8 protein-coding genes and 4 pseudogenes are annotated in these 11657 nt (G+C 71.7%); 7 read left to right on the top strand and 5 right to left on the bottom strand.

Features of this window, described 5'->3' with window-relative positions; genetic code table 11:
• Positions 1–10 precede the first annotated feature (10 nt).
• Positions 11–754, top strand: coding sequence for a hypothetical protein (locus WMF17_RS24440; protein ID WP_437643521.1), 744 nt, complete (start codon positions 11–13; stop codon positions 752–754).
• Between the two features lie 55 nt (positions 755–809).
• On the opposite strand, the pseudogene WMF17_RS24445 reads toward WMF17_RS24440, so the two are convergent.
• Both WMF17_RS24445 and WMF17_RS24450 read right to left on the bottom strand, forming a co-directional pair.
• Positions 810–1551: pseudogene (locus tag WMF17_RS24445) on the bottom strand (aldo/keto reductase).
• A 197-nt stretch (positions 1552–1748) separates the two neighbouring features.
• Positions 1749–3419 (bottom strand): NTP transferase domain-containing protein, encoded by a 1671-nt coding sequence (locus WMF17_RS24450; RefSeq protein ID WP_437595524.1) that lies wholly within the window; start codon positions 3417–3419, stop codon positions 1749–1751.
• Positions 3420–3630: 211 nt separating this feature from the next.
• On the opposite strand from WMF17_RS24450, the gene WMF17_RS24455 reads away from it, so the two are divergent.
• The 4 genes from WMF17_RS24455 to WMF17_RS24470 all read left to right on the top strand — a co-directional run bounded on the left by WMF17_RS24455 (position 3631) and on the right by WMF17_RS24470 (position 8748).
• The gene (locus WMF17_RS24455; RefSeq protein WP_437595525.1) at positions 3631–4092 is read left to right on the top strand and encodes a (2Fe-2S)-binding protein; all 462 of its coding nucleotides are present in this window, start codon (positions 3631–3633) and stop codon (positions 4090–4092) included.
• Positions 4089–6224: a molybdopterin cofactor-binding domain-containing protein gene (locus tag WMF17_RS24460; RefSeq protein WP_437643522.1), complete on the top strand. Its 2136-nt coding sequence runs from the start codon at positions 4089–4091 to the stop codon at positions 6222–6224. The genes WMF17_RS24455 and WMF17_RS24460 overlap by 4 nt, the downstream gene beginning before the upstream one ends.
• A gap of 9 nt (positions 6225–6233) precedes the next feature.
• Positions 6234–6827 carry a hypothetical protein gene (locus tag WMF17_RS24465; protein ID WP_437595527.1) on the top strand — a complete coding sequence of 198 codons (594 nt, stop codon included), beginning with the start codon at positions 6234–6236 and terminating at the stop codon, positions 6825–6827.
• A gap of 226 nt (positions 6828–7053) precedes the next feature.
• Entirely contained in the window at positions 7054–8748 is a 1695-nt protein-coding gene (locus WMF17_RS24470) for a hypothetical protein (protein WP_437643524.1), read from the top strand.
• Positions 8749–8899: 151 nt separating this feature from the next.
• On the opposite strand, the pseudogene WMF17_RS24475 reads toward WMF17_RS24470, so the two are convergent.
• A pseudogene (locus tag WMF17_RS24475) lies at positions 8900–9220 on the bottom strand (SDR family oxidoreductase); the annotation flags it as partial.
• Positions 9221–9242: 22 nt separating this feature from the next.
• Positions 9243–9317 (bottom strand): annotated as a pseudogene (locus tag WMF17_RS24480) (oxidoreductase); the annotation flags it as partial.
• A 293-nt stretch (positions 9318–9610) separates the two neighbouring features.
• On the opposite strand from WMF17_RS24480, the pseudogene WMF17_RS24485 reads away from it, so the two are divergent.
• Positions 9611–9748 (top strand): annotated as a pseudogene (locus WMF17_RS24485) (AraC family transcriptional regulator CmrA); the annotation flags it as partial.
• A gap of 294 nt (positions 9749–10042) precedes the next feature.
• Positions 10043–10585 carry an EF-hand domain-containing protein gene (locus tag WMF17_RS24490; protein WP_437595531.1) on the top strand — a complete coding sequence of 181 codons (543 nt, stop codon included), beginning with the start codon at positions 10043–10045 and terminating at the stop codon, positions 10583–10585.
• A gap of 136 nt (positions 10586–10721) precedes the next feature.
• Here WMF17_RS24490 and WMF17_RS24495 read toward each other — a convergent pair whose 3' ends face one another.
• A complete protein-coding gene (locus tag WMF17_RS24495; protein WP_437643526.1) occupies positions 10722–11408 on the bottom strand; it encodes a hypothetical protein in 687 nt (228 codons plus the stop codon).
• Between the last annotated feature and the right edge of the window lie 249 nt (positions 11409–11657).

Genomic DNA, 11657 nt, shown 5'->3' on the forward strand with positions numbered 1-11657 from the left:
AGGGGGAGCCATGACCGACGTCCCGCGAGGCACCGATTTCGTCGCACGCCTTCCCGAACGCGCCTGCGCCGCGCGCGAGGACGCCCTCCTGGAGGCCGTGCAGGCCGGCCACCTGGCGCCCATCTCCTGGCTCCCGGTGCACAGCGAGCACGGCGAGCACCGCGCGACCTTCCTCGTGAGCGCCGACGCGCTCCGCATCGGCGACGCGCACGACTCGGTCCGGATCAACGCGTCCGCCAGGACGACGCAGCGCATGGCGGATCAGCTCGAGTGCGCGATGCTGACAACGCGCCTCTGCGATCTCGTCTGGGAGCAGGCCACCGTGCGGATCCAGCCGTGCTTCGGCGCCCCGGATCCCACGATGGCGAACACCTCCCGCATGCTGGAGCACCACCGCTGCGTCGAGGCGCGGGTCGCGGGGCGCACCGGGCTCATCGAGAACGTGGGCAAGCACTGGGTGCTCACCAACCGCCTCGCCGGCAGCCGCGACCGCGCCGCCAACTACGGCTGGTTCGACCCGGGCGCCGTCCACAGGCACGGCCGGCACTCCCTGTGGCAACCGCTCGGGCTCGCGCACGACCTGGATCACGTGGACTATTCGCAGGTCGTCCGGCTCGTGCGGCGGCGGTGCACGGTCGACGACGCGGAGCGCGACCTCCTCGAGGTGATGACGGATCCGGCGCTCGCCGGCCTCGTCTCGTCCGAAGGCCCCCTGCGCGTCCTCCGGCAGCCCGGGGTGCCGGAAGAGGCGTGATCGCCGCAGCGACCTCCGCGATCGTGAGCGCACCGGCCGCGCCGGAGCGCCGCGCTCACTGGTTCACGAGCCGCATGCCGACCTCCGGGTAGCGAGGACCGGCGGCCGCGCCCTTCGGCGCCACCGCGTCGAGGCGCCGCAGATCGCCCTCGGTGAGCGCGATCGCCTCCGCAACGACGTTCTCCTCGAGGTAGCTGCGGCGCTTCGTGCCGGGGATCGGGACGATGAAGTCCCCCTGCGCGAGCACCCACGCGAGCGCGAGCTGCGACGCCTTCACGCCCTTCTCCCGCGCGATGTCCTCGACCTTCGCGACGAGATCGAGGTTCTTCTGGAAGTTCTCGCCCTGGAAGCGCGGCGCGAAGCGGCGGTAGTCGTCCGGCGCGAGGTCCTCGAAGCGCTTGATCTGCCCCGTGAGGAAGCCGCGGCCGAGCGGGCTGGTAGAGATCGATGACGTCGACGCGGAGGCGCCGCAGGCTCGCGTCGCAGGCCGCGCGGATGTACTCCGGCGTGCCGTTGATGCCGCGGACCGTGACGTCGCTCGCGTCGCGGACGACGCCGCACTTGGTCGCGAGGACGACCCGATCGCGCCGGCCCTCGATCGCCCGGCCGACGAGCTCCTCGTTCGTGAAGGGACCGTACATGTCCGCGGTGTCGAGCAGCGTGACGCCGAGCTCGATCGCGCGATGGATCGTGGCGATCGACTCGGCCTCGTCGCGCTGGCCGTAGAAATCGCTCATGCCCATGCAGCCGAGACCGAGGGCGGAGACCTGGAGAGGACCGAGCTTGCGCGTGTGCATGGTTGGGCTCCTCGGGGCCGCAGGGATGGGGCCCCGGCGCTTCGACGCACGCCACGGTAAGAGTGAGAGCGCGCTCGAAGTCAAGAGGAGCGCAGAACAAATGGACTCTGTGCCTCAATGGTTCAAGCGCTTCCCCACCACGGAATCGGGGAGGAGCCCGGGGCGCTGCGCACGAGCCCCCGTTGTCCCAGGGTGGCTCAGCCGCCCGGCGGAGCCGCCGGCGCGTGGCCGCCGAGCGCGCGCACGTCGTCGGCCGTGTCGACGTCGATCGCTCCGCCCGCCCAGTCGATCGCCACGACGTCCTCGACGCGCAGCAGCCGGCCGGCTCCCTGGTCGCCTTCGAGGCGCGAGAGGGTGTCCCAGCGAGATCGGTCGAACACCGCCGGCGCGCCCACGACGCCGCTGAACCGCGACGCGGCGATCGGCGCGCCCGCAAGCCAGGCATTCCGCAAGGCGGTGAGGTGCTCGGCCGTGATCAACGGCTGATCCGCGAGCGCGATCAGGAGCGCATCGGCCTTCGAGGCCTCCGCCCACCGGACCGCGGCGCGGATCGAGGAGGCGATGCCCTCTTCCCATCCATCGTTCGCGATGAGCGCGACGCCCAGATCGCCGAGCGCGCGCGCGACCACGCCGGCGTGGGCGCCGAGCACGACGCCGACCGGTCCGGATCGCGCCTCGACGCACGCCGTCGCCACGCGCCGGACGAGCGGCGCCCCGTCGAGCTCGACGAGCTGCTTGGGGCGGCCGAGGCGACGTGAGCCGCCGGCGGCGAGCACGACAAGCGCCAGGCCGGCATGCAGAGCTCGGGCGCGGTCGCGGAGCTTTCCCCCCCGCGCCCGGCGCGCGACGGCCTGGAGCTCGCCGACGACCGAGAGCGCGATCTGCTCGGGCGTCTCGGCGCCGAGATCGAGCCCGATAGGCGCATGGATCCGCGGATCGTCGCCGGGGCGGCGGCCGATCTCGGCGAGGAGATCGCGCGTGCGGCGCGCGGGCCCGAGCACGCCGATGTAGCGGGCGCGCGACGCGAGGGCGACCGCGAGCGCGTCGCGATCCGGCGTGCGCTGATGATGCATGATCACGACGTACGGCTCGGCCGCCGCGTCGATGAGCGCGCCGAGGCGATCCATCGCCCCGCCGGTCGAGAGGGCGCGATCCGCAGCGAGGAACCGGGCGCCCTGGTGGAGGGTGGGAGAAGCGACCGTGACCCGGAAGCCGACCGACTTCGCGAGCGTGACGAGGGGCGCCGCGTCGTGGCCGCCCCCGAGCACGAAGAGCTGCGGCGACGGCGCGATCTTCTCGACGAGCACGGTGATCCCCAGCCCGTCGAGCTCCACGACCCCGGCCGGCCCCCGCGCCACGGCCTCGATCGCGGAGCGCGCGGCGGGATCGGCCACCGGGTGCGCGAGCGCGCACGGCGGACCGAAGGCGAGGCGCGCGCCGACCCGGACCGCGCCGGCCGTCGAGCGGATCACCGTGACCAGCGTGCCCGTTGTCTCCTCGGCGAAGCAGGCGCCGGCGAACGCGAGCGCGTCGTGGGTCGCTCCTGCCGCGACGTGCTCGAGCAGGACATCGACGACGCCGTTGCAGCCGAGCCCCACACCCCACGCCTCCCCGTCCTCGGTTGTGGAGTCGTAGGTGACCACCACGGCGCCATCGCGGCACCGGTGCTCTCCGCGGAGCATCACGTCGCCCTCGAGGCAGCCCCCGCTCACGCACCCCGACAGCCATCGATCGCCGGCCACCAGCATCCGCGCGCCGGGGCGCCGGTACGACGACCCCGACACCCGCACCACGGTCGCGAGCAGAAACGGGGAACGATCCGTCGCCAGGGCCGCCGCCTCCCGCACGATCCGCTCGATCTCATTCATGCGCCCGGCATCATCATCCTTTCGCGATGCGCCCGCCAGGGCGTTCATCGACACTCGGCGCCGCGGGTCGCCCTCGGGCGTCGCAATCCGACGTCAAACGACGTCAAACGGCGTCAAACGCCGGTGAGCCGCTGGTCGATGTTGAAGAAATGATAAGAACCAGCGCAGTTGCTTGACGTCGCACCAGCGCAAACGTATGGCGTGGACGGCCATGAAACTCGATATCAACGGCGTTGTTCGCGAGGTGGATGCCGCTCCGGAGATGCCCCTGCTCTGGGTGCTCCGGGATCTGCTGGGATTGACCGGCACCAAGTACGGCTGTGGCATGGCCCAGTGCGGCGCCTGCACGGTCCACATCGACGGCAAGCCCGCACGGTCCTGCGTCCTGCCGGTGTCGAGCGTCGGGGCGCGCAAGGTGACGACGATCGAGGGTCTGTCGGCCGACGGGTCGCACGCGGTGCAACAGGCGTGGGCGCAGGCCGACGTCGTCCAGTGCGGGTACTGCCAGTCCGGGCAGATCATGACCGCGGTCGCCTTGCTCGAGCAGAAGCCGGATCCGAGCGACGCCGACATCGACGCTGCGCTGTCCGGAAACGTGTGTCGGTGCGGGACGTATGTGCGTGTACGCGAAGCGGTGCTCCTCGCTTCGCGGCTCAAGCGAGGTGGCAAGTGACCGTCTCCCGGCGTGACTTTTTGCAAGCGACCGCGGGCTCGGCGGCGGGGCTCCTGCTCAGCTTCTACGTTCCGCAGGGGGTCCGTGCCGCGCCGAAGGCGGCGCAGCCTCCCCCGCTGTCGCCGAACGCGTTCGTGCGCGTCGGAACGGACGAGTCCGTGACCGTGCTGCTCGCGCACTCCGAGATGGGCCAGGGCATCTGGACCGGGCTCGCGATGCTGATCGCCGAGGAGCTCGAGTGCGACTGGTCGAAGGTGCGGTCCGAGCACGCGCCGGCCGCGCCTGTTTACGGCCATCCGGTGATGCAGTTCCAGATGACCGGCGGGTCGTCGAGCACGAACGGCGAGTTCGATCGGTATCGCACCGTCGGCGCGATGGCCAAGGACATGCTGCTGCGCGCGGCGGCCGCCCGATGGAAGGTCGCGCCCGCGGCGTGCGTCGCCGCGAAGGGGGTCGTCACCCACGGCAAGGATCAGCTGACCTTCGGCCAGCTCGCCGAGGACGCGATGAAGCTGACCCCGCCGGCGAAGGTGAAGCTGAAGGACCCGAAGGACTGGAAGCTGATCGGCACGCTCGTGCGCCGCATCGATACGCCGGAGAAGATCACGGGCAAGGCGCAGTTCGGGATCGACGTGCACTTCCCCGGGTTGCGCACCGCCGTGGTGCTGCGCCCGCCGGCGTTCGGCGCCAGGCTCGTCAAGTTCGACGCCGCGGGCGCCCTCAAGGTGCCCGGCGTCGAGAAGGTCGTCCCCACCGCGAACGGCGTCGCCGTCGTCGCCGCGCATTTCTGGGCCGCCAAGCTCGGGCGCGACGCGCTCCTCGCCGAGTGGACGAAGCCCGAGGGCGGCGGGGCCGACAGCGCCAGGCTGCTCGCCGACTTTCGCGCGCAGGCGCGGACGCCCGGCGCGGTCGCCAGCCAGGTCGGCAAGGTCGAGGACGCCCTGGCCGCGGCCAAGTCGAGGCTCGAGGCGGAGTACGACGTGCCCTACCTCGCGCACGCCCCGATGGAGCCGCTGAACTGTACGGTCAAGATCGAGGGCGATCGCTGCGAGATCTGGACCGGCACGCAGTTCCAGACCGGCGACCAGATGGCCGCGGCGAAGATCCTCGGCACGACGCCCGAGAAGGTCCAGATCCACACGACGTTCCTCGGCGGCGGCTTCGGGCGGCGCGCCAGCCCCGTGGCGGATTTCGTCGGAGAGGCCGTGATCGTCGCGAAGGCCGCCGGCGTGCCGGTCAAGGTCGTGTGGACGCGCGAGGACGACATGCGGGGCGGCTATTACCGCCCCGCGTACGTTCATCGCGTCCGGGTCGGCGTCGACGGGCGCGGCATGCCGGCGGCGTGGGATCACATGGTCGTGGGCCAGTCGATCGTCGCCGGCACACCGCTCGAGTCGTTCATCACCAAGAACGGCATCGACCACACCTCGGTGGAGGGGATCGCCGAGTCGCCCTATGTCGAGGGGACGCCCGCGCTGCGCGTGTCGCTGCACTCGCCGAGGACGCCGGTCACCGTGCTCTGGTGGCGCTCGGTCGGCAACACGCACACGGCCTTCGCGGTGGAGAGCATGGTCGACGAGCTGGCGCACGCCGCCGGGCAGGATCCGCTCGCGTACCGCCTGGAGCTGCTCAAGAACAAGCCGCGACACGCCCATGCGCTGAAGGTCGCCGCCGAGGAGGCCGGCTGGGGCACGGCGCCCGCGCCGGGGCGGGCGCGCGGGCTCGCGATGCACGAGTCGTTCGGCTCCATCATCGCCGAGGTCGCCGAGGTCTCGATCGAGCAGGGGCGCATCCGCGTCCACGCGGTCACCTGCAGCGTCGATTGCGGCACCGCGGTGAACCCGCTCGGCATCGAGGCGCAGGTCCAGGGCAGCGTCGCCTTCGGCCTCACGGCCGCGCTCTACGGCAAGCTCAACATCGTCGAGGGGAAGGTCCAGGAGAGCAACTTCCACGACTATCCCGTGGTCCGGATGGTCGACATGCCGCGCATCGCCGTCCATCTCATCCCGAGCAAGGCCAAGATGGGCGGCATCGGGGAGCCTGCCACCGCGCCGATCGCGCCCGCCGTGGCGAACGCGGTGTTCGCGTTGACCAAGCAGCGGCTGCGCTCCCTCCCGTTCCGCCTCGCCTAGGTACTGACCATGATCCGATCGTCTCTTGTTCTCGCCTTCCTCCTCGCCGCGTGCGGGGGACAGACGCCCGGGGCCTCGCAGGGCCCCTCGTCGTCGCCCGTCAGCCGCGAAGCCGCCCTCGCTGCGTTCGAGACCGTGCGCGGCGTCCTCCAGCATCCTCGCTGCCAGAACTGTCACCCCGCGGGCGACGTACCGCTGCAGGGCGACGAGGGCCGCCTTCACAACCAGTTCGTGCTCCGCGGTCCCACGGGCAACGGCATGGCCGGCGCCGAGTGCACGACGTGTCACGGGCCGACGAACCCGCCCGGCAGCTACGGCCCGCACGTGCCGCCCGGCGTCTCGAAGGGCTGGCACATGCCGCCGCCCGAGATGCCGATGGTGTTCGTCGGTGTCGCCCCGGGGGCGCTCTGCGAGCAGATCAAGGATCCGGCGCGCAACGGCGGCAAGGACATGGCGGCGTTGCGCGTCCACCTCGAGGATCCCCTCGTGACCTGGGGCTGGAGCCCCGGCGCTGGCCGCACGCCCATCCCGACGCCTTACGCGCGGTTCGTGGCTGCCTGGGAGACCTGGGCCCGCGCCGGCGCCCCCTGCCCGGGCGGGTGATCTTCGTCCACCCTCCGCGACAGGACAGTGTGCCAGGCTCTGATCGTCGTGTCATGAGGGGGCGCCGACCGCGCGTCCCGCGACGCGAAAGGGATGAGCTCCCCAACGATCTCACCGGACCTGCCCGGCGGATCGGGCTCCAGGGCAGCGACGCGGTGGCGATCGCGACTTTTCACTGTAGACGGTACGACTTTTGCAGTGGGCGTGTCGCGGAAAGGTCACGCTCATGTCCAATCGGCTACCGTCTTCTCCTTCTGTTCCTTCTGTTCGGTCATGGTCGTCCCGCACGCGAGCGATCTCGCTGCTCGCGCTGTGCGCCATCCCGTCTGCCGGCTTCCTGGCGGGCTGCGCGGATGAGCCGGACAATTACTACAACTACTATTACACGACCGGGGAGGGCGGGGCCGGGGGCGCCGGCGGCGCCGGCGGCGCCCCCGCGGAGGAGTACCCCGGAGCGCCCGTCGCCGACACCGAGGTGGCCGAGCATGCGCTCGATGTCTTCGGCATCATCGGCAACCGCTACTGGTTCGCTGTCCCGGAAGAGCAGCTCGAGATCATGAACGAAGGGTTCGCCGGCGGCGGGATCCCCATAAAACGATCGGAGTTCGGGGATATCTACTCACCGACCGGGGAGGACGCGACCTTCGTGGATCATCTCTGGGTGACGACGGCCGGCGCCGAGGGCAAGACGGCGGATTACGGCAAGGTCCAGGTGGGGATCGCCGGACAGTCGACGATGCGGCCCTGGACGAAGCGCTCGATTCCCAACCTCAACATCGACGCGGACGAGTTCGTCGAGAAGCAGCGGCTCGGCGGCGTCGAGCACCTGCGGCTCAACAACGGCCAGGTCGGGACCATCTTCCGCGAGCGCCTCACGCTCGAGCTCTATACGCGCCTCGATTACCCGGCCCCCCTGACCAGCTACGCCTGGGTCTCGAGCAATGTCTGGGGTGCGGAGGTGTCCATCCCCTACGTCGTGGTCGAGCGTTACAAGAAGGCGTTCTGTTCGCGCCTCGAGGACAAGCTCGGCGGCGGCTGCGTCAACATGTGGGAGTTCGCCGGAGACTTCGCCGGCAACGACCCGTGGGGCGGCGGCGGGAGGCCGATCGACATGGTGCCGCCCGGGGGCAGCGTCTTCGACGATCCAGGGAGCTGCCAGCTCAAGACGTGCGACAACACCCGCGTGAAGGAGCTCGAGGAGGCGATAGCGGAGGCGCCGCGAGGCGAGGGCTTCAAGGCCGCGCTCGCGGGCTGGATCGACTGGCCGGCTTTCCATCGATTCCAGTGCCTGTCGTGGGTGCTCGCCACCGGAGACGACACGCTTCACAACGGCAACAACGTCGTGCTGGTCGAGCGGACCGATGGTCTGTTTCAGTACTTGCCGTACTCGGTCGACATCAGCCTGGGGCAGAGCTGGTATCCGCAGGTCCCTCTGCCCGGCACGAGCGCGCTGGCGCGCGGATGCCAGAGCGAGCCGGCCTGCTGGGCCGACACGATCGCGGCGTGCGAGGACGTGATCGAGGACTTCGCAGCGCTGGACCCCAACGCGGTCCTGAAGGGCATCTACGAGCAGCTGTCGGACGAGGGCATGCTCCGCTCGGGCGATGAGGAGCGGTACGAGCTTCTGGACGCCTGGATCACGGCGCAGCTCCAGTTCCTGCCGGTGGAGCTGGAGAGGAACCGTGACGAGCCGCAGCTCTGCGTTCCTCCCCAGGTCGATTGCGGTGGATACTGCGGCTATCCCGAGGACTGCGGCCTGGGCGCCGGAGCGGGCGGATTCGGTGCGGGCGGGGGTGGCGCGGGCGGTGGAGACCCGGGCGAGGGTGGCGCAGGCGGTGGAGACCCGAGCGAGGGTGGCGCGGGCGGTGATGGCGGTGGTGGCGCAGGCGGTGATGGCGCGGGGGATGCTTCAGGGAAGTGACACCGAGAATGGCGCCGTGAGGTTGTGTGCCCGACGGCGCCGTGCTCGGCCGCGCGGGGAGCGCTCGGCTCCCGGGGCAACCGAGCTCCGTCAGCTCGGCTTCATGTGGAGGCGCGCCCTGTGGCTCCGGGTACCCTACGGCCCGTCGAGCTCAGAGCAGGCTCGCCGTCGGGCCAACGACGATCTCGTTCACGTCGACGTCTTCCGGCTGCTCGATCGCAAACGCGATCGCGCGGGCGACAGAATCCGATGAAATCGCAATTTTCCGCCACTCATTCACCGTCTGTCGCGCGCTGTCGTCCGTGATGGTATCGGCCAGCTCGGACTCGGTGGCGCCAGGGGAGATCACGGTCACCCGGATGTCGGTGGACTCCTGCCGGAGACCGTCGGAGATGGCCCAGACCGCGTATTTCGTCGCGCAGTACACCGCGGCCGTCGGGAGCACGCGGTGCGCGCCGATCGACGCGAACGACCCGGGCGCCGCGCCGGGCAAGCAGGCGCGCGGTGGCCTCGCCGATACCACTGCTCGCGCCGGTGATCACAACGACCTTACCCTCGATACCAGGCATGGGAGACTCCTCGATACGGATTGCTCTCCGGCGCGGGAGTGCGCCGGTCACGAGGAGAACCTAGGGCTTCACCGCGAGCACGCGGTAGTCGGTTCCTGGACGGCTCTTGCCCGATCCTGCACGGCGTGCCCACGGCGCGACGAGGCGCGCTCCATCCTTCCCGCGCGCGGGAAGGATGGATGACGAGGAGGAGGAACGGGGAGGCGCCGGGCGCCCTCGCCGGCCTCTGCCGGGTGGGCGGCTCGAGCGCGATGAGGTACCCTGGACTCATGCATGGAGGCGTCCGGGCGGCGGCGAGCGCCGGTTACCGCGTCGGCTACGAGAGCCCGTCGCAGTTCAGCCGCGAGTACAGCCGGCTGTTCGGGGCGCCGCCGTCGCGCGACGTCGCGCGGCTCCGGAGCAGGATGGGCTCGAAGTCGCTGATGGGTTAGCCCCAGGGCGCACGCCGGCACGACCGGAGAGGCAGCGACCCGCCGGGGCAGCCCGCGCTGCTGTGGCATGGATTCCTGGGGACCGGCAAAGGCCGGGGCGGCGCCGGGCGCTGTCGCTCTCCTCCTGGCGGTGCGGGACATGAGATGCCCGGCCGGGTGGGAGATGCCGTGGGTCACGCCCGCGCCCGCTCAAAAAAAAATCGAGACGCGCGTAGGGAGGGCCGGCCGGGGCGCGTCCCAGGAACACAAGCCGGCAAGAACAGGCTGGCCCTTGCACCAAGGAGCACGACCCACATGACCCTCTCCCTCTTCTCGAACACGGCCCACAGCGCCATCCGTCGCTTCATCCTCGGCAGCTTCCTCGCGACGGCCGTGCTCGCCGGCAGCGGAGCGGCCTACGCGGCGACCAGCGCGAACGGCGCGGCGGACACGCAGGCGCCGCGCCAGGGCAAGGACGCCCGGCGCGAGCACCGCCCCAGGGATCCGGCCCGCCTCATCAAGCGCCTGGACAAGAATGGGGACGGCAAGCTGACCGTCGCCGAGCTCCCGGAGAAGGCGCAGAAGCGCCTGGGCAAGGCGGACACGAACAAGGACGGCACCCTGTCGGCCGAGGAGCTCAAGGCGCACGCCGAGCAGCGCACGAAGGCGCGCGCAGCGAAGCAGCAGGCGCGCTTCGTCAGGAGCGACAAGAACGGCGACGGCTTCCTCACCAGGGACGAGGTGGGCGACAAGCGCTGGGAGCGGATGAAGGCGGCGGACGCGAACCGCGACAACAAGCTGACCGCCGACGAGCTGCGCGCGGGGCGCTCCGCGCGCAAGCAGCCGGCAGCGCGGTAGCATCGCGGCGGACGCGCGGCGCGCGCGGCGGCGGTCAGGGCATGATCCCGGAGCGCAGCGCGCGTCGAGGCGCCACGCCGGCTCGGCCGACTCCACCCGCGCGCCGCCGCGCTCCCCTCCCCCCGGCGCTCGTCGCTCAGCGCCGCGAGCGCCCCTGCGCCGGCCCCGGGTGTGATGGGCGGTCGGCAGCAGGGGGGTCGCTGTCGCCTCGCCCGATGGGCGGAGAGGTCTCCTCGCCGGCGCCAGGCGCTATCGCAGCGCCCGCGCCAGGCGCCGTCTCCGCGCCAGCGCCGGGCGCTACCGCGTCGCCGGCGCCCGCCGGAGCGGCGACGCGGCGCTTCCTCGGACGCCTGGGGAAGAGCGGGAGCTGCTGCTCAAGCACCTGGCTCCGCCAGGCGAGCAGCGTCTGCGCGCGCCGGCGCGCCGTCTCCTTCCCGATGCCGGCGGTGAACCGGTAGAGGCGCCGCGCGAGCGCCACCGTGGTGGGCGCCGCCGGATCGAAGAGATCGGGCGCGACCTCCTTCACGACGTCGCACATGAAGATCGCTCGCCGCAGGAGCATCCGCTCGTCGGCGGTGCCCGGCGGGGCGGCGAGCAGCTCGCGTCCAGCGGGCGTGATCGCGGCGTCGTCGTCGCCGAGCCAGCCGAGGACGCGGGCAGCGGCGAGCGCGTAGCCGACGTGGCGCAGGGAAATGCCCGTCTGCTCCACGATCTGCTCCTTCGCGGTCACCCCTCCGGCGATCGCCTCGAGCACGCGCCGGACGTTCGCGAGGTTGTCGGCCTGGGGGATCTCGGTGCTGCGCAGCAGGCGGGTCGGCGGCATGGGCGACGATGAAGCCCCGGCCCCGGCCGGGAGGCGACACCATAGCGCGCACAGGAGCAGCGCGGATCTCGAACGCGTCCGCCCCGGTCCGGGCGATAGGTCGCGCGGCGGCGCCGGTGCCAGGCCCCGCGGCGGCGCCGGCGCCAGGCCCCGCGGCGGCGCCGGCGCCAGGCTCCGCGGCGGTGGCGCCGGTGCCAGGCTCCACGGCGGCGCCGGTGCCAGGCTCCGCGGCGAGGTGGGCCGGGAGCG

The organism is Sorangium sp. So ce362, from assembly GCF_051519845.1.
Lineage (GTDB): Bacteria > Myxococcota_A > Polyangia > Polyangiales > Polyangiaceae > Sorangium.

Bases quoted from the DNA above. Each gene is read 5' to 3' on its own strand.
- WMF17_RS24440 (WP_437643521.1), top strand. From the start codon at position 11: ATGACCGACGTCCCGCGAGGCACCGATTTCGTCGCACGCCTTCCCGAA.
- WMF17_RS24450 (WP_437595524.1), bottom strand. From the start codon at position 3,419: ATGAATGAGATCGAGCGGATCGTGCGGGAGGCGGCGGCCCTGGCGACG.
- WMF17_RS24455 (WP_437595525.1), top strand. From the start codon at position 3,631: ATGAAACTCGATATCAACGGCGTTGTTCGCGAGGTGGATGCCGCTCCG.
- WMF17_RS24465 (WP_437595527.1), top strand. From the start codon at position 6,234: ATGATCCGATCGTCTCTTGTTCTCGCCTTCCTCCTCGCCGCGTGCGGG.
- WMF17_RS24470 (WP_437643524.1), top strand. From the start codon at position 7,054: ATGTCCAATCGGCTACCGTCTTCTCCTTCTGTTCCTTCTGTTCGGTCA.
- WMF17_RS24490 (WP_437595531.1), top strand. From the start codon at position 10,043: ATGACCCTCTCCCTCTTCTCGAACACGGCCCACAGCGCCATCCGTCGC.
- WMF17_RS24495 (WP_437643526.1), bottom strand. From the start codon at position 11,408: ATGCCGCCGACCCGCCTGCTGCGCAGCACCGAGATCCCCCAGGCCGAC.